Origin of the sequence: Hymenobacter frigidus (assembly GCF_014640435.1) — a bacterium.
GTDB classification, from domain to species: domain Bacteria; phylum Bacteroidota; class Bacteroidia; order Cytophagales; family Hymenobacteraceae; genus Hymenobacter; species Hymenobacter frigidus.
The window spans coordinates 35913-55870 of the sequence record NZ_BMGY01000019.1 but is presented as its reverse complement, the minus strand read 5'-3'; the positions used below and the strand labels follow the sequence as shown (position 1 = coordinate 55870).

The following is a 19958-nucleotide window of genomic DNA, read 5'->3' as shown; positions in this document are numbered from 1 at the left end:
AGGGCATTATCTTTAAACAGAAGAGGCCGCCCATTTGGGCGGCCTCTTCTGTTTAGGAGCCACACGAACTCTGCCGGGCTAGCGCCGGCGTAGCGTTACGAAGCTGAAGGCGTACGCGTGCCGGTCGTCGGCCTCGTGGCGTTCGCGGTTTTCTTCGCGCCAGTCGCTGGGGCTGAGGTCTGGGAAATAAGCGTCGCCTTCGAAGGCGTGATGTACCTCGGTGAGGTAAATGACGTCGGCGGCGGGCAGCGCTTCGCGGTAGATTTCGCCACCCCCAATCACGCATACGTCCTCGTCCAGCTCGTGGGCGCGGGCCAGGGCATTGAGCACGGAGGCGGCCGTTTCACAGCCGGGCGCGGCCCAGTCGGCCTGGCGCGTCACCACGATATTGGGGCGCTTGGGTAGGGCGCGACCCAGGCTGTCGTAGGTGCGGCGACCCATCACCACGGGGTGCCCCAGGGTGAGGCGTTTGAAGTGTTGCAGGTCGTCGGGCAGGTGGCCCCAGGGCAACTCTCCTTTCAGACCAATAACCCCGTTTTCAGCAACTGCGACGACGAAAGAAACCATGTTTATTAAGTTAAGAATGGTAGGAAATAGGGTGTTGTGCGAGAAATACGGTTATGCTGAGCATAGTCAAACGTCATGTCGAGCATTCTGCCGGAAAACCATCATTGTGCCGGCAGCTTGAAGCCACGCAGCAGTTCGACTACAGGCATTCGTTTCTTGCCTTCCAGCTGCACATCGAGCAGGTCGAGCCAGGCGTCGGCGGCGGCTACGCGCAGGTAGTGGCGGCCATCGGAAGCCCAGGTGCCGGGAGCGGCCAGGGGCTCGGTGGCCGCGTCGGGCGCGACGGCCTGGGCCCGGAATATTTTCAGGATGCGGCCATCCGTGAGCGGGGCGAAGGCCGTGGGAATGGGGGAGAGGCCCCGCACCCAGTGCACGAGGTCGGCGGCGGGGCGGGCGAAATCGAGCCGGCCGGTTTCCTTCTGAATTTTGGGGGCCGGGCGCAAATCATCGTGCTGAACCTGCGGAATGCTGGGCGCGGTGCCGGCCGCGATGGCCTCCACCGAGCGGCGCGCCAGGGCGGCCCCAGTCGTTTTTAGCTTGTCGTAGAGGCTGCCGAAATCATCTTCGGGCGCAATGGCTACCCGGTCCTGAAAAATCAGGTCGCCGGTGTCAATCTCGTGCCGCAGGAAGAAAGAGGTAACCCCGGTTTCGGCATCGCCGTGCATCAGGGCCCAGTTGATAGGGGCCGCGCCCCGGTACTGCGGCAGCAGCGAAGCATGAATGTTTATCGAGCCCAGACGTGGCATGTTCCATACGGCCTCGGGCAGCATGCGGAAGGCTACTACCACCTGCAAATCAGCGGCGTAGCTTTTCAGCTCGGCCTGAAACTCGGGCGACTTCAGATTGGTGGGTTGCAGCACGGGTAGGCCATGCGCTTCCGCGGCCACCTTCACCGCCGAGGCCTGCAGCTGACGGCCGCGCCCCGCAGGCCGGTCGGGGGCCGTGACCACGGCCACCACCTGCCCACCCGGCCAGGCCAGCAGGCTTTCGAGGGTGGAGACAGCGAAATCAGGGGTGCCCATGAAAACCAGGCGCAGGGGAGCATTCATAGGACAAAGAAAACGCCGAACCCGCTAACCCCGCATCAGCACGTGGAAAAACTCCTCCAGCCTTAATTTTTGAAAATCAGGCTTTCCCTCGACCTGCAAACTGCTCTTGAGAGTTTTTTACCGCTCCGGGTAGAGCAGGTATTTCTTACGCAGGGCTCTGAACTTGCCCAGGCCCGGTTCCCAGGAGGCGCGGATTTCGGCTTCGGTTTTACCAGCGATAATCTGCTGGCGCAAGGCATTAGTGCCCGATAATTCTTCGAAGTATTTACCGAAGAAATGCGCTTTGTCAGTGCTTTGCTGGTAGAAATCGAGCAGGTGTTTCAGCACCAGCCTTCCCGAGTCGCGGGTGGCGGCGTTGGACAGGTTCAGGCCGTAGCACGGCTGGCCCTTCAGGGGCGGGCTGGGCGAGCCCGCGTTGGGCTGGGGCGTGAACAAGTAGGGCCGCGTGGCCGGCTGGGTGGGTCCGCCAATCACCTCAAACGGCGTGGCCGTGCCGCGGCCTACGCTGATGTTGGTGCCCTCAAACAGGCAAATGCTGGGGTAGAGCGCCACGGCGTGGTCGGTGGGTAGGTTGGGAGAGGGGCGCACGGGCAGGTGGTAGGCCGTGGCGTGGGTGTAGCCCTTGGCCAGCGGCACCACCGTGAGGCGGCATTTTCGGCCGCCCGCCAGCCACTTTTCGCCGTTCAGCATGGTGGCCAGCTCGCCCACCGTAAGGCCGTGGGCAATGGGCAGCGGGTCCATGCCCACGAAGGATTTGTGGGCCGGCTCCAGGATGGGGCCGTCCACAAGGTCGCCGTTGGGATTGGGGCGGTCAAGGACCAGCACGGTCTTGTTCTGCTCGGCGGCGGCTTCCATCACGTAGTGCAGCGTGCTGATGAAGGTGTAGAACCGTGCCCCCACGTCCTGAATGTCGAATACCAGCACATCCACGTCGGTCAGCATTTCGGGGGTAGGCTTCTTCGTTTTGCCGTACACCGAGCGCACGGCCACGCCGCTGCGGGCATCGCGCCCGTCCTTAATAGTGGCTCCATCAGCTTCTTCGCCCCGAAAGCCGTGCTCGGGCGCGAAGATGGCCGTCACGTTCACACCCCGCGCCCGCAGGGTATCCACCAGGAAAGTTGCGCCCACGCGCGAGGTTTGGTTGATGACCAGGCCCACGCGCTTGCCTTTCAGTTGGGGCAGGTAGCTGGCCATTTGCTCGGCTCCGACGACCACCCGCGCAACGGCTGGTGGGGTGTTCAACGTATGGGCTGCGGCTGGCGCCGGGCGGGCTGTGCCGCAAGCCGGCAAGGCCAACAGCAGCGATAAGGTGAATTTTGCGGAAATGCCAATCATAAATGGGAAGGAAAGCAGCTGAGACAAAGCGTGTTTGGAGCCCGAACCCAGGCGGTAGCCGCAGGAGTGCGGCCGGTACCGCTGCAAAACGTAGCTTTACGGTTGAATAATGAATGTCGCCCGCTACATCTCGCAGAAGATTGACGGGGGAGCCGACTCCGGCTCCTTCACCTCTTCGGTTACAAAAATAGCCATCATCAGCATTGCCATGGGCTTGGCGGTGATGGTGGTGTCGTTTGCCATCCTGCAAGGGTTTCGCAACGAGATTCAGAACAAGATTTTCTCGTTTGGGGCCCACCTGCAAATCTCGCGCTACGATACCAATAACTCGCTGGAAGTTGCGCCCATCAACGGGCCGCGCCTGGTGCAGCAGCTGCACCAGTTTCCGGAAGTGAAATCGACGCAGCCCTTTGCCGTGAAAACGGCCATCATCAAAACCAAGGATGAGGTGCTGGGCGTGGTGCTGAAGGGGATTTCGGAGGGCGACGGCGTTTCGCCCATGCGCGAGAACCTGGTGGCGGGCAAGTTTCTGAGCTATCCCGACTCGGCAGCGAGCGACGACGTGCTGGTTTCGCGCAAGGTGGCCGACAAGCTGCGGCTCTCCGTAGGCGACCAGGCGCTGTTCTACTTTATTCAGAACCCGCCGCGCATCCGGCAGTTTCGGGTCAGCGGCATCTATTCTACCGGCCTCGATGAGTTTGATGAGGTGTACGTCATCGGCGATATCCGGCAGATTCGGGAGCTGAATTCGCCGGCCTGGGCCGACTCGCTGGTGGGCGGCATGGAAGTGGTGCTAAACAATTTCAACACCCTTGATAAAACCGCCGACAACTTCTACGAGCAGCTGCCCTACGACCTCAAGATTGACAAAATCACGGACCAGTACGCTCAGCTTTTCGACTGGCTGCAGCTGCTGAACCGCAACGTGATTATTTTCCTGATTCTGATAATTTTCGTGGCCACGTTCAACATGGTGGCTACCATCTTCATCATGATTCTGGAGCGCACCAACATGATTGGGATTCTGAAGGCGCTGGGCGCGACGGACAATCAGATTCGACGGATGTTCTTTTTCCGTGGTTTGTCGCTCACGGTGCGGGGCATGCTCATCGGCAATGCCATTGCGGTGGGCTTTTGTGCCATACAGTACTACTTCCACGTCATTCCCCTCGACCCCGAGAACTACTACATGGACCGCGTGCCGATTTCCTGGGACCCGCGCATGCTCATCCTGCTGAACGTGGCCACGTTCGGGGCCTCGCTGCTGGCTGTGCTGGTGCCCACGTACCTGATTTCGCGGATTAAGCCCGTGGTGGCCATTAAGTTCGACTAAGGGCGGGGTAGCCGGAATCAAATAATAAAAGAGAACGTCATGCTGAGCGCAGCCGAAGCATCTTGCTCGCATCGTTGCAGTGCGTTGATTACTGCTGCGGTAAAGATGCTTCGGCTGCGCGGACGCCAGATGAGCATGACGTACTCCTTTTCCTTTGTATTGAGCGCTAGCCAATAGCTCCGCACTGCAACACTAGGTTCGGGTCGGGGCACAGGGCTGCCCACTTTTCCCGCTCGCTGGGCGGGGCCACGCCGGGGAAGTCGCCCACCAGGCCTAGCATGTCGGCCATTAGCTGAAAGTGCAGGTGCGCCGGCCAGTCGCCGTTTTCGGGAAAAGGACCCACGGTAGCAAACGCTTCGCCTTTTTCAAGACGCTGACCCACGCGCAGTTCCCGCCACTCCTGGCGGCTGAGGTGGCCGTAGAGACTGTAGAAAACCGTGCCTTCCAGCTCGTGCTGGAGGATGACGGTGGGGCCGTAATCGCCGAAATTGTCGTTGTCGGCCAAGCTGTGGATGGTGGCCGGCAGCGGGGCCAGCACCGGCGTGCCGGCGGGTAGCCACACGTCCACGCCCAGGTGCAGGGAGCGGGCTTCGGGCACTGTCCCCGGCCCGAAATGCTGACTGCGGCGGTAAATCACGCGGTTTTCGAGGTAGCCGCCCACGCCAATGGTGGCGTGTTGGGCAGCCAGTAATTCATCCACCAGCACGGCGAAATCGGTCGTGTTGCGCAGGTCGGCGGTGGCTACGCGCGGGTTGTTGGCCGTGAAATCGAGGCGGGTGACGGCGGGGCTGTTGAGGTCGACGGGCAGCACGGGACCGAAGTTGACCTTGTGGCGTTGGAGTAGGGCAGTGAGCAAGACGAGTAGGCAGGGAATAATGAGTGAACGAAACCGCTGGCGGCAGTAGGCCCGCAGCATGACCGGCAAGTTACCTTTGCAACGCAAATCGGCCAGTTGGTTTTCACTTTTGGCGGCTTTTTTTGTTAACGATTTGCTGGAAAAGCGACGAACATTCCCCGTCTCTCGTTTTCCGTCATTCACTCCTTCGCTTATTCCCCCGATGTATCAAACCCTGACCGTTGTTGAGTTGACCCAGGAAACTGCTGATTCTGTTACCATTCACCTTGAGCGACCCGACCGCGCCACTATTGCCAGCCGGCCGGGCCAGTTTCTGACCCTGATTGTGCCCTGCGGCCCCGATGGCAAAAAGGAGCGCCGCGCCTATTCGCTGAGCAGCACCCCGCACGAAGCACCACGCTTGTCCGTGACGGTGAAGCGCGTAACCGGCGGTTTGGTAAGCAATTATTTGCTTGATACGGTGCAAGTGGGCCAGCAAATCGAGGTAATGGAGCCGCTCGGCAACTTCACGCTCAGCCCCAGCCCCAAGGCGGCTCGTTCGCTGGTACTCATCGGGGCCGGGTCGGGCATTACGCCGCTCATGTCCATCCTCAAGGCGGTGGTCAATACCGAGCCCAACAGCCACGTATTGCTGATTTACGGCAACCGCAACGAAGAATCGGTGATTTTTCAGCAGCAGCTCGCGGCCCTCGAAACCAGCACCAATGGCCGCGTACAGGTCGAGCACGTGTATAGCCAGCCGCTGAAGCCCAGCGGTGCCCACCAGCACACGGGCCGTCTGAACCGTACCATGATGCTGCGCATTTTGGAGCAGCGCCACCAGTTTCCGGCCGAACAGGCCGAGTACTTCATGTGCGGTCCCGAGGGCCTGATGGCCGAAGCCCGCGCCGCCCTCGACCTGCTGAACGTGCCCGAGGCCCGCATCCGTCGCGAGAGTTTCGTGGCCAGCGCCGATGTGGTCGAAGCCGCCGCCGCCCAGGCCACCGGCCACGGCGATGTATCGACCAGCACTTCCGACGACACCAAGAGTACCCGCTCGGTGACCATCCAGTACGAAGGCAGCGAGTACATCATCGAAGTGCCCGCTGGCAAAACCATCCTCGAAACTGCGCTCGAACAGGACATTGACCTGCCGTATTCCTGTCAGGCGGGCCTGTGCACGGCCTGTCGCGGCAAGTGCCTCACCGGTAAAGTTCACCTCGATGAGCGCGAAGGCCTGTCCGATTCGGAGCTGAAGCAGGGCTACGTACTCACCTGCGTGGGCCACCCCATGACGGACGACGTGGTGATTGAGATTGGGTAGGTATGGGGCTGGAGGAGAACGTCATGCTCACCTGGGCGGCGTCTTTTCAGACCAGCCGTGTGTTCGTTCCCGTAAAGGCAAGTAACAGGGCTGCTGCCGCAGCCGCTTCCCATTCCCGTCGACTATTATTGCAATATGATGCCTCTCGCTGAACCTACCGCCGAATCGGCTACCGACACCAGCCGGCCGCCACGCCACTACTTGCCCGAAGATTTCTTGGGAAAAGATTGGTCCGACATTGAGCCTTTTTTCCAAGAGCTACAAAATCGCGAACTGACTTCGGCTGACGAGTTGGAGCGCTGGCTGCTCGACCGGTCCGAGCTGGAATCGGTGCTCAGCGAGGACCTGGCCTGGCGTTACATCCGCATGACCTGCGACACCCAGGATGCCACCCGCGCCGAAGCTTTCCAATACTTTGTGAACGAAGTGGAGCCCCAGGTAGCGCCCCACGACCACGCCCTGAATGAGAAAATGCTGGCTTCGCCACATTTGGCCGGTCTTGATGAGCACCGCTATGGCGTGTTTCTGCGCTCCGTGCGCCGGGCTTCGGAAATTTATCGGGTCGAGAACATTCCGCTCAAAACCGAAATCAGCACCAAGCAGCAGCAGTATGCGGCCACCGTGGGCGCGATGAACGTGACTCTCGATGGCCAGGAACTGACCCTGCCGCAGGCCGCCGACCGCCTCAAGAATCCTGACCGCGCCGTGCGCGAAGCCGCGTACCGGGCCATTCAGGCGCGCCGCCTGCAGGATTCCCAGCCGCTCGACCACTTGTTTACGGAGCTGGTGGGCCTGCGCCACCAGGTAGCTCTGAACGCGGATTTTACTAATTTCCGCGACTATATGTTTGCCGCCCTGGGCCGGTTCGACTACACCCCGCAGGACTGCTTCGATTTTCACCGCGCCATCCGCGAAACGGTGGTGCCGCTGATTGACGACTTCGACCTAGAGCGCCGCCAGGACCTGAACCAGCCCGCCCTGCGCCCCTGGGACCTCGACGTAGACCCCAGCGGCCAGCCGCCGCTGCGCCCCTTCGCCACCGGTGAAGAGCTGCTGGAAAAGACCATTACCGTCTTCCAGAACCTCGATTCCTACCTCGGCGATTGCCTGCGCACCATGCGCCACATGGGCCACCTCGACCTGGAAAGCCGCAAGGGCAAAGCCCCGGGCGGCTACAACTACCCGCTCGACGAAACCGGCGTGCCGTTCATCTTCATGAATGCCACCAGCTCCTTGCGCGACGTGGTGACCATGCTGCACGAAGGGGGCCACGCGGTCCATTCCTTCCTCACCCGTGCCCTGCCGCTGGGGGCCGACAAGCACCCGCCGTCCGAAGTAGCCGAGCTGGCCTCGATGAGCATGGAGCTCATGAGCATGGACCAGTGGCACGTATTCTTTCCCAACCCCCAGGACCTGCGCCGGGCCAAGAAAACCCACCTCGAAAGCGTGCTCGAAACTTTTCCGTGGGTGGCCACCGTCGACAAGTTTCAGCATTGGATTTACGAAAATCCCGCCCACACCGAAACCGAGCGTCACCAGCGCTGGGTGGAGATTTTCGACGAGTTCAACCAGCGCACCGTGGACTGGCGCGGCCTGGATGCCTTCAAACCCTACCTTTGGCAGAAGCAGCTGCACCTCTACGAAGTGCCGTTTTACTACATCGAGTACGCCATGGCGCAGCTCGGGGCCATTGCCGTGTGGCGCAACTACCGCCTTAATCCTGCCGAGGGCCTGGCTGCCTACAAGCGGGCGCTGGCGCTGGGCTACACCGCGCCCATTGGTCAGATTTACGCGGCGGCCGGCATCCGTTTCGATTTCAGCACCGAATACTTGCGCACCTTAACTGACTTTGTGCGGGAGGAAATGGCCGCGCTGTAATAGCAGGGTGAAGTCCAAAGCATTATTTTCCGCAAAAAAGCCCCCCAAACCACTAGTTTGGGGGGCTTTTTTGCGGAAAATAATGCTTTATCAAGCCGGATAATTTCGGTTCAAAAAAACGAAAAAGGAAAATTATTTAAGTCTGGTGTCAGAATTGGGCTTGTATTCTTCGTTGCCGGCCCGGCTGAATTCTCGGATGGTTAGAAAGCCAAAAAAGATGAATGCGGGAACTACCAGCAGTGTGAACAGGAAAATATCAGCGTTATCCATGTTATTGTTGCTTTTTCAGGTTTATATAAACCAGCAACACCAGCATCGTTGGGGGCCACAGGCCAATGAAGATTGCCCGGTCATGGTCTTTCAGAAATATATAGTAATACTCTGATACGAATATAAGTGCGATGGCTAGGAACAGAATGACGAGTTCTGACGCCTGAAATTTTCTAAGCATGATTTTTTTTGCTGATGATATCACGCTAGGTGCCGCGCGAAAGATTATGTACCCTTTTAAAGCCCAAGGCCAAACGAATTGTTTCTCAAGGCGAAACTGATTGGGGAATCATCACGGGCAGGCTAGTACATTGGGGCCGCCCATCGGTCCGATTCTGGCGGTAGTTGGTACCCGTTCTCCTGTCAGCACGAAGCTGCCCGTGCGTGTTGGCCGGTTTTGTGCGGAAGGCAACAGCTGCGGCGTTGGCTTACCTGCTGCCTGATACCAAAAAGATGGCCGGCAAATTCGCTGCCCACCTTTTTAGTCCGATAGTTTTATTGGTTAGGAGTTACCGCCGGGCGCTGTCGGTGCCGCGCCGCACTTGCCCTTGGGGCGCGGGTCCTGGGCTTTGCGGTGTTCGCACGAGCTGAAAGTCAAGTCCACTAACAGAAAAAAAGGCAAAAGCCGCCGAAATAGAGTAGCCGATGGGTGCATGAGAACGGGGTAAAAGCGTGAGTGTGAGTTGCAGTACCTGAATATAAGTACTATTCAAACAAAATCAACTTGCTGGAACCGCATTCTTTTCGTTGGGGGCGCGTTGGCCACTCAAAACACCGGCAGTGGCTTTACCTTGGCATACTTCCCACCCAGCGACTTCAACTCGGTTTGGTGCAGCATGAGGTAGTCGTTGTACTGCTTGGCGGCTTGGTTGTACTGCACCCGGAAAGTCACGACCCCCGCATCGAGCTGCTGAATACCTTCGACGAAATTGCGGGCGTTTTCAGTGGGGGCGTTGCCATTGGGCGCGGCTACCGGGTAAACGGCCTTCAGCAGCGAGTCCTGGGCAGTGTCGTACTGGTCAATCAGGGCCGATGTGGCCATGGTTTGCTGGTCGTAGCGGCGGGTTTTGAGGCGGTTGTTGGCACGCTCAAGGTCCTGCAGCTGGGCGGCGTTGATGCCGGGCTGGCCCTTCAGCTCGCGCAGCAGCAGGCGCGTGATGCTGATTTTCTGGTCGTCGCTCTCGGTCATGTTGCGCCACTTCACGTCCACCGAATCGCGCAGCACGTCGAACTGTACTTTGGCGGCGGCGGCAGAGGCGGGGTTAAGAACGGCGGCTTTGCTGCCATCACGCTTGCAGGAGGCCGCGCAGCCGGTCAGAATCAGTAACGCAACAACTGCTGACTTGGCAGAAAGAAGAATGGAATGACGCATGGAGAAAAACCCAGGGAGAAGGTGGCCGCCGGCCCGCCAAAGTTACACCGGCTTGAATTGCTCGAACAGCTGGCGGCAGTCGTGGCAATAATGCACGGCGCGGCACAACGTAGCGCCAAACGGCGTGCGCAGCTCCGTATTGTTGCCGAGACAATTTGGGCATTCCGCGTACTCCAGAAAATCGAGGTCCAGCACCTGATTGCCCAGCACCGGCGGCGGCGACAGCTTGTGCCGCCGCAGCGCCTCCCGCCCCGCATCCGAAATCATGTCCGACGTCCAGGCTTCGCGCAGGCTGATGTCGACGTGCACGGCCGGCACGCCGTGGGCTAGCAGCGTGCGCTCCACGTCGCGCTTCATATAATCCATGGCTGGGCAGCCGGCAAACGTGGGCGTAAGGTGCACCGAAACCGTGCCCGTAACTTCGTCAATCTCCACGCCGCGCACCACGCCCAGGTCGATGAGCGAAATCGTGGGGATTTCGGGGTCTTTCACGGCCTGGAGCCAGTCGAGAATTTGGGCCTTGTACATGGGTGTGGCGGTTACCAATCGGCGGTAGGGTCGAGGCGGAATACCTCGGCCATCTCATCCAGCAGCGGCTGCAGGTGCTCGGTGTGCTGGCCGTAGCGGCCACCGTTCACCGGCGTCAGCAGGTTGAGGTCGGGCATGTCCAGCGCGGTTTGGGCCAGTATTTTCGTGATGCTTTCCAACCAGCGGCTTTTCAGCTCGGCTTCGCCAATAAACAGGCCCGAGCTGATGATTTCCGGTTCGGCCTCCGTTGTTTCAAAAATGCCCAGCGCATACGGCAGCGTGAAATTCAACGCGCCCTGCATCCGCTCAATGGCTTCTTCAGTGGCGGTGCCGAGGCGCTTCATCCAGGTGTTGGCGTGCAGCGCGTGGTACTTGAGCTCGCCGCGCAGCTTGCGGGCCACCTGGGCCAGCGGCTCGTAGCTGCTGGTAGCCAACGCCTCAAAGCGGAGTAGTTCGGCGTGGTCGAACAGGAAATGGCGGGTCAGGCTGAAATCGTACTCGCCGATGGGTAGCTCCACCAGCTGGCAGCAGTGAAATTGCGGCGCGTTGCGGGTGAACGCCACGGTATCGGGTTCGGCTTCGCCCAAGTTGTGCAGCAGGTTGTAGAGCTGCAGGCTGTGGCCCAGCTTGTCCTGCGCCATGCTCGAGAAAGCAATGTCTTCTTCCAGAATGGGTCCTAAGCCGTTCCATTCCGAGTTGCGGTGGCCGAGAATCAGCTGGTCGTCGGCGAGGCGATACAGCAGGTCGAGTTTGGGGTCCATGGGGCTACTTATTTTCGGCCTTAAATTTTTCGATGCGGTCCTGCACTTTGTAGGAGATGGCATCGCGGTACTTTTTTTCCGGCGTGGTGCTCCAGATATCCCGGTCCTCCTCGTCGGAGCGCAGCACATCGGCCGAACGCGTAGTCCACACGTTCACCACCGGGCGTTGCTCACCAAACACGGCCTTGGCTACCTGCAGGGCAGCGGCCGGAGAGCTGGCGCGCACCTTGCCCACGTGCTGGTGCGCCTTACCGCGCTTCTTGAGATGGAAAATGTCGTAGTCTTCTTCGCCGGCCGCGTACGCTGCTGCTTCGCCGGCCGTGTCATCGGCGTTGCCGGGAGCCGGGGCCACGCTTTTCGGCAGCAGGGGCAGGAAGTCGTAGGCTGATTCCTGGTCGCCAACATAGTCCGTCACCGTAATGGCGGCCGTGGGCACCACCCACATGCCGGTGCAGGCAAAGCGGCGGCTAAACTGCTCCTTGGCAAACAGAAATGCGACATCGGCCTCCGGCGCGTGCACCGGGCCCACATACACGTAGGGGGCGCCATCCTTCTTTTGATGAAAGACTTCGTAGGTGCCAAACTGGTCGAGGGCCGTCTTGGTGGCGGCAGTCACGGGCGCATCGGGCAGCCCCAGCCGGTTCATGCGCGGGTCGAATGACTGTATCATTTGAATTAAAAATGGTGAATTAAAAATTAAAAATCAGGCAAAATGCGTAGGTGCGTGGTGACGGACACGCGCATTTTTAATTCTTCATTTTTAATTTTTAATTGAGTTTACGCCAACGGCCGCACGTACTGCGTCTTGGGCGTGAGCAATGCCCGGCGAACCCAAGCCCCATTTTCCTCTGCGGCCCGGCGCACGGCAATGCGCTCGGCGTTGCAGGGCCCGTCGCCGTTGATGACGCGCTTAAAATCCTCCCAGTCGGGCTCGGTGAATTCCCACCGGCCGGTTTCCTCGTTTTTGGCGAGTTTCTCATCGGGCAGGGTCAGGCCGATTTCCCAGATTTTGGGCACGTACATGTCCAGAAACTGGTTGCGGCACTCGTCGTTGCTGGCCATCTTCACCTTCCAGCGCATCAAAATTTCGGTGTGCACCGACATCTTATCCGAAGGCCCGAAAAAGGTCATAATCGCCGGCCACCAGCGGTTCAGGGCCGCCTGCATCATAGCGCGCTGGATAGGCGTGCCGGTAGCCATGTGCACCACAGCATCGTGTCCGTACTTCAGGTGGAAGGCTTCCTCGGCACAAATCCGGTCGAGGGCGCGGCAGTAAGGGCCGTAGCTGCCCTTGGCATTGGCGAGCTGGTTCACAATCGCGCCGGCGTCAATCAGCCAGGATATCACGTTCGAGTCGGCCCAGGTAGGTGTGGGGTAATTGAATACGTTGGAGTACTTGCTCTTGCCGTTGATAAGGTCGATGAGCATCTGCTCGCGGGTCTTGCCCAGCGTTTCGGCGGCCGAATACAGCAGCTGCGCGTGGCCCACCTCGTCCTGCACCTTGGCCATTTGGGCCATTTTGCGGCGGAAGCCGGGTGCGCGGGTAATCCAGGTGCCTTCGGGCAGCGAGCCGATGATTTCGGAGTGCGCGTGCTGCTCAATCATGCGGGTGAGCTGCTTGCGGTAGAGCGCCGGCATCCAGTCGCCGGGCTCAATTTTCTCGCCCCGCGCAATGCGGGCCTCAAACTCGGCCAGCAGGATGGGGTCTTCGTTTTCCAGGCCGGTGGTGGCGGTGGTCGGCAGGTCGTGGGTGCTGGCGGAACCGTACATAAGAGTGGGAATTTGAGGTTGAAACGAGAGAATAAGCGGTACTGCGTGTCGTATTATTTGTTGGTCAAGAGCCCGCCCAGCAACTGCTCGGCTAGGCGGTGGGCTATTTCATCAGGAGTCAACTTACCGTCGGGTCGGTACCAGCTGGGCAGCCAGTTGAGGCTGGCCAACAGGGTGAGCGTAGCAAACGCAGTATCCGGAGCATGCAGTTCGCCCACCGCAATGCCGCGCGCAATCAGCGCTCGAAAACTGCCCTCGTACCGGTCGCGCAGGGACAGAAACTCGGTGCGGGCCGGCTCGCTCAAGTGCCGCCACTCGTGCAAAAACACCGCTGAGGCAGCACTGTCGCGGGTCAGAACCCGGACATGGCCCTCAATAGCCTGCCGTAGCTTTTCCGCGACGGGAGTTGAGGCATCAGCCGTGGCCACCGCGAAATCAGTAAAAAAATCCTCAGCCAAGCCAAAGCACACCCGGTGCAATATTTCTTCCTTCGATTTGATGTGCGAATACAGGCTGCCCGCTTCCAAGCCGAGCTCCGTGGCCAGCTCGCGCATGCTGGTTGCTGCAAAGCCCCTTGCCCGAAACAAGGCCGTGGCCGTGCGGTCAATCTGGGCTTTGCGCGAGCGGAGGGGAACAGTGGGAGTCATGGTAGGCAACAAAGGTATACTTGCTAACGCTCGTTAGCAAACAAAGGTTTGTGATATTGAGCTGTTTTTTTTACGCTGTGAGTAGTTGAACATCAAGTTGTTGATAAGCAAAGTCTGTTTGCGAAGTCATAATTTGGTAGCAAGCTAAACAGCCTTTAACGTTTGTCTTTGCGGGTGCATAGATGTTCTCATTCCCAATTTTTTATGAAAAAACATTGCTATTTGCTCTCAGCCGCCTTGTTGCTAACCGGAGCTGCTCATGCCCAGGGCACCGAATTGTTTTTTTCGGAATACGACGAAGGAGCGCACCAGATGGGCGTGAGCTATAATGGCGGCGTATCGAATTTGACCGGCAGCGAGCGTGCCATCGAAATCTTCAACCCAACGCTGAACCCGGTAAATCTCAACCCGTACTCGGTGCGTCGTTACTCCAACGGCAGCGTCACCCCTACCGAGGAGGAGCGGTTGCTCCGCAGCAACGCCACCCAGCAAGCTGTTGGGGTGAACGTGCTGAACTCGCGCACCACATTCGTGCTGGCCAGCGGCGAAGCTACCTTACCGGTTATCCGCCACGCGCCCGTTTCCGGCCCGACTGTTCTGGTCGGCGGGGGCACGGTTTATTTTAACGGCGACGACGCTGTGGCGTTGGTGCGCTACCCCGGCGGCACGGCCGGCACTGGTACAGGCGTTGTTGTTGGACCTTGTTGGCGTGCTTGGTGAGCAGCCTCGGCCGTAAAACTGCAGCCCACCAGCACTGGCAACTGGAGCGGCATCAACGCCGCTGATGGCACCGGTGCCAACGCGGTGTCCGTTGCCTCGGCCAATCAGTCGCTCGTGCGTCGGGATGCTGTTTCGTGGGGTGTTGTGGTCAACCCCACGGCTCAAAACGTGCCGGTGGTGTGCCCGCCCGTGCTCCAAGCCGGTGGCTACAACATTTCCGATGAGTGGATGATGTATTCCACCGCCTTTAACGGCGCAGGCGGCACCTCCAACCCCGGTGGCCAGTTGTATGACCGTCTCGGCGACCACAACGATTACACGGGTGTTTAGGGAGCCTACCAGTCGGTTATCAGCGGCACACTCGTCAAGTTCGATGCCAACATCAGCGTGTACCCTAACCCCGCCCACGGCACTGCCACGGTCGAAATCAAGGATGCCAAGGTTGGCAGCGTGGTTGTAATCAACAACCTCGGCCAGCGCATCAGCGCCGAAGCCAAAGGCCAGGGCCAGGAAAAACTCATCCTCAACATCCCGGCCCTGAAGCTCGGCTTATACTTCGTGCAGATTCTGAGCGCCGACGGCCAGACCAAAATCTACAAAGAGCTAGTGGTGCAATAAGCGGCCACTTGATTTGACAGGAAAGGAGGGAAGCAATTTCCTCCTTTTTTTATGGGCGTACTTTTGACTTTTGTTGTCGGTTCATAGTTATCAGCCATCCTGTCCTTGGGCTTGGAGAACGACAACTAAGAACCGACACCGCGCAACTGATAATTAAAAAATACATGGCCGACCTGACGCCCCTTACCGCCATTGGCGAATTTGCCCTTATCAATCGCCTGCAAGCCGGCATCACGAACCGCCAGCCCGGCACCGTGCTGGGTATTGGCGACGATGCCGCTATTATCGCGCCCACGCCCGGCACCGAGCTTGTCATGACCACCGATTTATTGGTCGAAGGCATTCATTTTGACCTGGCTTTCTGCCCGTTGCGGCACCTGGGCTATAAAGCCGTGGCCGTGAATGTGTCGGACATAGCGGCTATGAATGCACTGCCCACGCAGCTGGTGGTAGCGCTTTCGGCCGGTCCGCGCTTCACGGTGGAGGCTATTGAGGAGCTGTATGCCGGCATGCGCTTGGCTTGCGAGGCCTACAACGTGGACCTGGTGGGCGGCGACACCACTGCCAGCGGCGGCGGCCTCACCCTAGCCGTGACGGTGCTGGGCGAAGTGCCCGCCGGGCAGGCCGTGCGCCGCAGCGGTGGCAAGCCCACCGACCTGCTCTGCGTGAGTGGCGACTTGGGCGCGGCATTTCTGGGTTTGCAGGTGCTGGAGCGCGAAAAGCAGGCTTTCCTGGCCGACCCGGACACCCAGCCCGAGCTGGAAAACTACGAGTATGTAGTGCAGCGCCAACTGCGCGCCGAAGCCCGGCTCGACATTGTGCACGAGCTGCGGGAGCTGGGCGTGCGGCCCACCAGCATGATTGATATTTCCGACGGCCTGGCCTCCGAAGTGCTGCACCTGTGCGCGGCCAGTGGTACGGGAGCCCGGGTATTCACCGAGTTTTTGCCCATGGCCAACCCTACGCTGGAAGTAGCGGCCGAATTCAACCTCGACCCCATCACCTGCGCCCTCAACGGCGGCGAGGACTACGAACTACTGTTTACCGTGCCCGTAACGGACCACGAAAAGCTCAAAAATCACCCGGATATAACTATAATCGGCCATTTGACTACTGCTGATGATGGCGCTAACCTGGTGACCAAGAGTGGCCAGGCCGTGCCGCTGCAGGCTCAGGGCTGGACTAGCTTTTAGCTTTGCCCTGGGGACCGGGTCAACCTTTGTCTAAGCTCCACCGTTAGGGAAAAGCAAGGAGAAAAGCCGCTATGGCACGCTAATTGTCAACATCATTCTCAAGTACGTGATTTTTCCTGTCAACTTTACTTCGCTAGTCATGAATAAGCTCCCCTATATCCTCAGCTTTCTGGTGCTCCTTAGCACTGTATTTGGCACCGCTACTCCTGCCCGGGCTCAATGGAGCCCCCAGGCCAAAGGTGCCGTAATTGGTGGTTTGGGCGGTGCTGCTGCCGGTGCCATCATCAATAAGCGCAACCGGGCCGTGGGTGGCGTAGTGGGTGGCGTGGCCGGTGGGGCCATCGGCTATGGCGTGGGCAAGCACGTTGATAACAAGCGTAAGGAGCGGGCGCGCATTGCCGCCGCCAACCGGGCCACTGCCGCCCGCGAAGCCGAGTACCGCCGGGCCATTGCCCGCAACAACCGCCGCGAAACGGTGGTAACCACCCGCACGCAAACCGCCGCAGTACCCGCCAACAGCCTCACGGCTTCGGACGCTATGGTTAGTGGCCAGGTGAACGCCATGCCCGCCACGACGAACGCCGCTTACTTGCCCAATGCCCACTACGGTGACCCGTCGAAACCTTATTCGACCGAGGAAGTTCGTCGCAAGAGCTGGTAATCCCGAAATAGATGCTTAATTCAAACCCCGGGCGCTTGCGCTCGGGGTTTGTTTATTACAGCTAATTGTAACGGCGGATGATGCGGTCCGCTACCTTCCCTTCACCAACCTTTTGGACTTATGAAATCTCTCCTTTGCAGTTTGTTCGTGGCCGTGGCGCTCACTTCTTGTTCGAAAGCCGGTGATGCCGTGAACGTGCAAACCCTGGACCAGGAATTTGTCGGCGCCTGGAATAGCCGCGACTCCGGCAAGATTACCGGCATGCTGGCCGATGATGTGAGCTTTGTGCAAGGCACGGCCCATTGGAAAGGCAAAGACGAAGTATCGCAGAAGTGGGTGCGCGAAACGCTGCCTACCATCAGCAGCCTCAAAACGAGTGTAATCAGCAGCAACGTGGACACGAATAGCGCCTATGAAGCGGGCACTTTCTCGGTGGATGTGCTGCCGGCCGGCCCCGGCCAGCCCGCCGGCTTTGGCGAAGGCAACTACATTTTCCTCTGGAAAAAAGCCGCCGATAATACCTGGAAGCTGAGCTACGCGCAGCTGGAGGATTTGCCGGTGCAGCGCCGGAATTAGAAAAGCAGAACGTTACAAATTTAAGAACGTCATGCCGAGCGCAGCCGAGGCATCTCGCGTGGGGTAGTAATTATAATCGTTGAACGATTGGGTTACTACTCCGGGCGAGATGCCTCGGCTGCGCTCGGCATGACGTTCTTTTTATTCGCCGCCTGACCTCAATCTTCCGGGTACGGGATAAACACGAATTTGGTGAATTCCTTATCGAGCACGAAGAGGCAGCAGAATTCGTCGGGGTCTTTGTAGTTCGCCTGGAAATAAGCCACGCCATCGGGCTCTACGATGCCTTGCTGCACGAACAGCTCCAGGTAGCTGGCGAAGACGTGCCAGTCCAGGTTCAGGTCATCGGCATTCACGAGTAGGCCGCCGAGCGGCACTTCCTGCTTGGCAAACACGAAAATGGGGTATTGGCTGAAGTCGCCCTTGCGGATTTGGGAAGAGGCTTCGAGCAGGGTATCGCAAACGACGACAAAATCTTTGGTGATGGTGCCGAGGTATTTGCCGTTGAGTTCGGGGTCGTTGAAGTAGTCCATTATCAAAACTTCTTATTAAAGATTATACGCCATATAGCGCGCATTTTTGAGAGCAGTGAATCCGCAGAATTTGATGGTATTTCTGGCTTCAATTGTGAGGATTCAGTAACAAGGTTATAGCGAGTAAATAACATATTATCAGATAAACTGATAACAGAAACTCGGATAGGTTTTTCGCCATTTTCGCTGACTAAAAAGGCTATAATTCCTTTACTCAAATCGTTGAAAACTGCTGTAGTATTGAGGCTTTTGGCCATAGATTCAAAATCATTAGCCGCTTTAGAATTATTGCTTATCCAAGGTCCTTCTAAATACCACATGTCGGGGTGGGGATTATTAAATATGCCAACAGGCATTCCTTGCCATATAATTTGCGGTTTATAACTATTTTCTTCAGCCATAATTTCAGAAGCTACTTCAACTCCAGCAGCACCACATTTTCCACATGGTGGGTATGCGGGAACATATCCACGGGCTGCACGCGCGTCACCCGATACGCGGGGTCGAGCAGTTCTAGGTCGCGGGCCTGGGTGCCGGGGTTGCAGCTGATGTAGACGATGCGGGGGGCGCGCAGCTCCAGGAGGCGGGCCACTACGTCGGGGTGCATGCCGGCGCGGGGCGGGTCGGTGATGAGGACGTCGGGGCGGCCGTGGTGGGCGGTGAATTCGGCAGTGAGCACGTCCTTCATGTCGCCGGCGTAGAACTCGGTGTTGGTGATATTGTTGATTTCGGCGTTGACGTGGGCGTCGGCCACGGCCTGGTCCACGTATTCGACGCCGATGACTTTGCGCGCCTGGGCCGCCACGAAGCTGGCGATGGTGCCGGCCCCGGTGTAGAGGTCGTATACTAGCTCGTTGCCGGTGAGTCCGGCGAAGTCGCGGGCGACTTTGTAGAGCTGGTGGGCCCCTTCGGAGTTGGTTTGGTAGAAGGACTTGGGGCCGATGCGGAAGCGCAGGCCTTCCATATCTTCCTCGATGTAGGGCTTGCCGTGGTAAGTGACCACGTCGAGGTCGTTGAAAGTTTCGTTGCCCTTGTTGTTGAGGACGTAGTTGAGGGAGGTGATGCCGGGGAACTTGGCCAGCAGGGCGTCGAGCAGGGGCGCGATGGCGTCGTCGGCGTGGTAGCACTGCAGAATCACCATGATTTCGCCGGTGCTTTGAGCGGTGCGGATGATGAGGTTGCGGAGCAGGCCGGTTTGGCGCACGAGGTTGTTGAAAGCCAGCTTGTGCTCGTGGGCGTAGGCGCGGATGAAGAGGCGGATTTCGTTGCTCGGCTCGGCCTGGAGCCAGCAGTGCTCCACGTCGATAATCTTGTCGAAGCGGGCGGGGGTGTGGAAGCCGACAACTTCGCGGTTGTACTGCGTGGTATCGTCGTTTATCTGCTCGGTGGTGAGCCAGCCGTTGTCACTGAACGTGTATTCGAGCTTGTTGCGGTAGTAGGTGCGCTGGGGAGAGGGCAGAATTTGGCGGATTTCGGGCAGCTCCACTTTGCCGATGCGGGTGAGCTGGTCGACTACCTGCTGCTGCTTATAGTGCAGTTGGGCGTCGTAGGTGAGGTGCTGCCACTTGCAGCCGCCGCAGGTACCAAAATGCTGGCAGAACGGTGTGGTGCGCAGTTCGGAGTACTCGTGAAACTTGATGGGCACGGCTTCGAGAAAGCTCTTCTTGGCTTTGGTGACGCGCAGGTCTACGACGTCGCCGGGGGCGACCTGGGACACGAAGATGACGAGATTTTCGACGCGAACGAGGCATTTGCCTTCGGCCACCATGTCCTGAATTTTAACGTTGCGGAGTAACTCGGCGGGGATATTTTTGGCTCGGCTCATATGTGAAGCAAAGGTAGGGCGGGGGCACCTCACCCCCTGACCCCCTCTCCAAAAAAGAGGGGGCACCGGTCTGGCGTGGATGGGGGGCGGCTGCGTGGCGGTGGGGAGGGACTTTTGAAACAAAAAAGGCCTCCCGGTACCGGGAGGCCTTTGTTTGAATGGG

General features: G+C 58.9%; 22 protein-coding genes. 9 read left to right on the top strand and 13 right to left on the bottom strand.

Translation table 11 applies throughout. From position 1 onward, the window contains the following. Window positions 1–78 precede the first annotated feature (78 nt). The 3 genes from IEW17_RS11550 to IEW17_RS11540 all read right to left on the bottom strand — a co-directional run bounded on the left by IEW17_RS11550 (window position 79) and on the right by IEW17_RS11540 (window position 2951). The gene (locus IEW17_RS11550; protein WP_188562200.1) at window positions 79–567 is read right to left on the bottom strand and encodes a dihydrofolate reductase; all 489 of its coding nucleotides are present in this window, start codon (window positions 565–567) and stop codon (window positions 79–81) included. A gap of 101 nt (window positions 568–668) precedes the next feature. After that, complete coding sequence (gene fmt, locus IEW17_RS11545; RefSeq protein ID WP_188562199.1) at window positions 669–1616, bottom strand: methionyl-tRNA formyltransferase; 948 nt, start codon at window positions 1614–1616, stop codon at window positions 669–671. Window positions 1617–1733: 117 nt separating this feature from the next. Continuing rightward, entirely contained in the window at window positions 1734–2951 is a 1218-nt protein-coding gene (locus IEW17_RS11540) for an exo-beta-N-acetylmuramidase NamZ family protein (protein ID WP_188562198.1), read from the bottom strand. A gap of 109 nt (window positions 2952–3060) precedes the next feature. On the opposite strand from IEW17_RS11540, the gene IEW17_RS11535 reads away from it, so the two are divergent. After that, window positions 3061–4284, top strand: coding sequence for an ABC transporter permease (locus tag IEW17_RS11535; protein ID WP_188562197.1), 1224 nt, complete (start codon window positions 3061–3063; stop codon window positions 4282–4284). 166 nt (window positions 4285–4450) lie between these two features. On the opposite strand, the gene IEW17_RS11530 is transcribed toward IEW17_RS11535, so the two are convergent. After that, a complete protein-coding gene (locus IEW17_RS11530) occupies window positions 4451–5140 on the bottom strand; it encodes a peptidoglycan DD-metalloendopeptidase family protein (protein ID WP_229748962.1) in 690 nt (229 codons plus the stop codon). Window positions 5141–5342: 202 nt separating this feature from the next. Here IEW17_RS11530 and IEW17_RS11525 point away from each other — a divergent pair, with 202 nt between their 5' ends. Further along, the gene (locus IEW17_RS11525) at window positions 5343–6443 is read left to right on the top strand and encodes a ferredoxin--NADP reductase (protein ID WP_308420615.1); all 1101 of its coding nucleotides are present in this window, start codon (window positions 5343–5345) and stop codon (window positions 6441–6443) included. A gap of 135 nt (window positions 6444–6578) precedes the next feature. Continuing rightward, the gene (locus IEW17_RS11520; protein ID WP_229748961.1) at window positions 6579–8321 is read left to right on the top strand and encodes a M3 family oligoendopeptidase; all 1743 of its coding nucleotides are present in this window, start codon (window positions 6579–6581) and stop codon (window positions 8319–8321) included. A gap of 1036 nt (window positions 8322–9357) precedes the next feature. Here IEW17_RS11520 and IEW17_RS11515 read toward each other — a convergent pair. The 6 genes from IEW17_RS11515 to IEW17_RS11490 all read right to left on the bottom strand — a co-directional run bounded on the left by IEW17_RS11515 (window position 9358) and on the right by IEW17_RS11490 (window position 13669). After that, the gene (locus IEW17_RS11515) at window positions 9358–9963 is read right to left on the bottom strand and encodes a hypothetical protein (protein ID WP_188562195.1); all 606 of its coding nucleotides are present in this window, start codon (window positions 9961–9963) and stop codon (window positions 9358–9360) included. A gap of 42 nt (window positions 9964–10005) precedes the next feature. Then, window positions 10006–10491, bottom strand: a complete 486-nt coding sequence (paaD, locus tag IEW17_RS11510; RefSeq protein WP_188562194.1) for a 1,2-phenylacetyl-CoA epoxidase subunit PaaD — start codon at window positions 10489–10491, stop codon at window positions 10006–10008. Window positions 10492–10502: 11 nt separating this feature from the next. Then, window positions 10503–11252, bottom strand: a complete 750-nt coding sequence (paaC, locus tag IEW17_RS11505) for a 1,2-phenylacetyl-CoA epoxidase subunit PaaC (RefSeq protein ID WP_188562193.1) — start codon at window positions 11250–11252, stop codon at window positions 10503–10505. Window positions 11253–11256: 4 nt separating this feature from the next. Next, window positions 11257–11922, bottom strand: coding sequence for a phenylacetic acid degradation b (locus IEW17_RS11500; RefSeq protein ID WP_188562192.1), 666 nt, complete (start codon window positions 11920–11922; stop codon window positions 11257–11259). 107 nt (window positions 11923–12029) lie between these two features. Next, entirely contained in the window at window positions 12030–13022 is a 993-nt protein-coding gene (paaA, locus tag IEW17_RS11495) for a 1,2-phenylacetyl-CoA epoxidase subunit PaaA (RefSeq protein ID WP_188562191.1), read from the bottom strand. A gap of 53 nt (window positions 13023–13075) precedes the next feature. After that, on the bottom strand, window positions 13076–13669 hold the full coding sequence (locus tag IEW17_RS11490) for a TetR/AcrR family transcriptional regulator (RefSeq protein WP_188562190.1): 594 nt from the start codon (window positions 13667–13669) through the stop codon (window positions 13076–13078). Window positions 13670–13873: 204 nt separating this feature from the next. Here IEW17_RS11490 and IEW17_RS11485 point away from each other — a divergent pair, with 204 nt between their 5' ends. The 6 genes from IEW17_RS11485 (at window position 13874) to IEW17_RS11460 (ending at window position 17437) form a co-directional block, all read left to right on the top strand. Next, complete coding sequence (locus IEW17_RS11485) at window positions 13874–14389, top strand: lamin tail domain-containing protein (RefSeq protein ID WP_188562189.1); 516 nt, start codon at window positions 13874–13876, stop codon at window positions 14387–14389. Window positions 14390–14473: 84 nt separating this feature from the next. Further along, window positions 14474–14719 carry a hypothetical protein gene (locus tag IEW17_RS11480; protein ID WP_188562188.1) on the top strand — a complete coding sequence of 82 codons (246 nt, stop codon included), beginning with the start codon at window positions 14474–14476 and terminating at the stop codon, window positions 14717–14719. Window positions 14720–14776: 57 nt separating this feature from the next. Next, window positions 14777–15007, top strand: a complete 231-nt coding sequence (locus IEW17_RS11475; protein WP_188562187.1) for a T9SS type A sorting domain-containing protein — start codon at window positions 14777–14779, stop codon at window positions 15005–15007. Between the two features lie 164 nt (window positions 15008–15171). Continuing rightward, window positions 15172–16200, top strand: coding sequence for a thiamine-phosphate kinase (gene thiL, locus IEW17_RS11470; protein ID WP_188562186.1), 1029 nt, complete (start codon window positions 15172–15174; stop codon window positions 16198–16200). A gap of 139 nt (window positions 16201–16339) precedes the next feature. Then, a complete protein-coding gene (locus IEW17_RS11465) occupies window positions 16340–16861 on the top strand; it encodes a YMGG-like glycine zipper-containing protein (protein ID WP_188562185.1) in 522 nt (173 codons plus the stop codon). Window positions 16862–16981: 120 nt separating this feature from the next. Continuing rightward, window positions 16982–17437: a YybH family protein gene (locus tag IEW17_RS11460; protein WP_188562184.1), complete on the top strand. Its 456-nt coding sequence runs from the start codon at window positions 16982–16984 to the stop codon at window positions 17435–17437. A 158-nt stretch (window positions 17438–17595) separates the two neighbouring features. Here IEW17_RS11460 and IEW17_RS11455 read toward each other — a convergent pair whose 3' ends face one another. Genes IEW17_RS11455 through rlmD form a run of 3 tightly spaced genes read right to left on the bottom strand, consistent with a single transcriptional unit; the run spans window position 17596 to window position 19795 of the window. Further along, window positions 17596–17970, bottom strand: coding sequence for a hypothetical protein (locus IEW17_RS11455; RefSeq protein WP_188562183.1), 375 nt, complete (start codon window positions 17968–17970; stop codon window positions 17596–17598). A 2-nt stretch (window positions 17971–17972) separates the two neighbouring features. Next, complete coding sequence (locus tag IEW17_RS11450; protein ID WP_188562182.1) at window positions 17973–18371, bottom strand: hypothetical protein; 399 nt, start codon at window positions 18369–18371, stop codon at window positions 17973–17975. 11 nt (window positions 18372–18382) lie between these two features. After that, window positions 18383–19795, bottom strand: coding sequence for a 23S rRNA (uracil(1939)-C(5))-methyltransferase RlmD (gene rlmD / locus IEW17_RS11445; protein WP_188562181.1), 1413 nt, complete (start codon window positions 19793–19795; stop codon window positions 18383–18385). Window positions 19796–19958 lie beyond the last annotated feature (163 nt).

Excerpts from the sequence above, each read along its gene's own strand:
- IEW17_RS11460 (WP_188562184.1), top strand. The coding sequence starts at position 16,982 with ATGAAATCTCTCCTTTGCAGTTTGTTCGTGGCCGTGGCGCTCACTTCT.
- IEW17_RS11500 (WP_188562192.1), bottom strand. The coding sequence starts at position 11,922 with ATGATACAGTCATTCGACCCGCGCATGAACCGGCTGGGGCTGCCCGAT.
- rlmD (WP_188562181.1), bottom strand. The coding sequence starts at position 19,795 with ATGAGCCGAGCCAAAAATATCCCCGCCGAGTTACTCCGCAACGTTAAA.
- IEW17_RS11525 (WP_308420615.1), top strand. The coding sequence starts at position 5,343 with ATGTATCAAACCCTGACCGTTGTTGAGTTGACCCAGGAAACTGCTGAT.
- IEW17_RS11485 (WP_188562189.1), top strand. The coding sequence starts at position 13,874 with ATGAAAAAACATTGCTATTTGCTCTCAGCCGCCTTGTTGCTAACCGGA.
- IEW17_RS11540 (WP_188562198.1), bottom strand. The coding sequence starts at position 2,951 with ATGATTGGCATTTCCGCAAAATTCACCTTATCGCTGCTGTTGGCCTTG.
- IEW17_RS11550 (WP_188562200.1), bottom strand. The coding sequence starts at position 567 with ATGGTTTCTTTCGTCGTCGCAGTTGCTGAAAACGGGGTTATTGGTCTG.
- paaC (WP_188562193.1), bottom strand. The coding sequence starts at position 11,252 with ATGGACCCCAAACTCGACCTGCTGTATCGCCTCGCCGACGACCAGCTG.
- IEW17_RS11450 (WP_188562182.1), bottom strand. The coding sequence starts at position 18,371 with ATGGCTGAAGAAAATAGTTATAAACCGCAAATTATATGGCAAGGAATG.
- IEW17_RS11490 (WP_188562190.1), bottom strand. The coding sequence starts at position 13,669 with ATGACTCCCACTGTTCCCCTCCGCTCGCGCAAAGCCCAGATTGACCGC.
- IEW17_RS11535 (WP_188562197.1), top strand. The coding sequence starts at position 3,061 with ATGAATGTCGCCCGCTACATCTCGCAGAAGATTGACGGGGGAGCCGAC.
- IEW17_RS11520 (WP_229748961.1), top strand. The coding sequence starts at position 6,579 with ATGATGCCTCTCGCTGAACCTACCGCCGAATCGGCTACCGACACCAGC.
- paaD (WP_188562194.1), bottom strand. The coding sequence starts at position 10,491 with ATGTACAAGGCCCAAATTCTCGACTGGCTCCAGGCCGTGAAAGACCCC.
- fmt (WP_188562199.1), bottom strand. The coding sequence starts at position 1,616 with ATGAATGCTCCCCTGCGCCTGGTTTTCATGGGCACCCCTGATTTCGCT.
- thiL (WP_188562186.1), top strand. The coding sequence starts at position 15,172 with ATGGCCGACCTGACGCCCCTTACCGCCATTGGCGAATTTGCCCTTATC.
- IEW17_RS11455 (WP_188562183.1), bottom strand. The coding sequence starts at position 17,970 with ATGGACTACTTCAACGACCCCGAACTCAACGGCAAATACCTCGGCACC.
- IEW17_RS11465 (WP_188562185.1), top strand. The coding sequence starts at position 16,340 with ATGAATAAGCTCCCCTATATCCTCAGCTTTCTGGTGCTCCTTAGCACT.
- IEW17_RS11515 (WP_188562195.1), bottom strand. The coding sequence starts at position 9,963 with ATGCGTCATTCCATTCTTCTTTCTGCCAAGTCAGCAGTTGTTGCGTTA.
- paaA (WP_188562191.1), bottom strand. The coding sequence starts at position 13,022 with ATGTACGGTTCCGCCAGCACCCACGACCTGCCGACCACCGCCACCACC.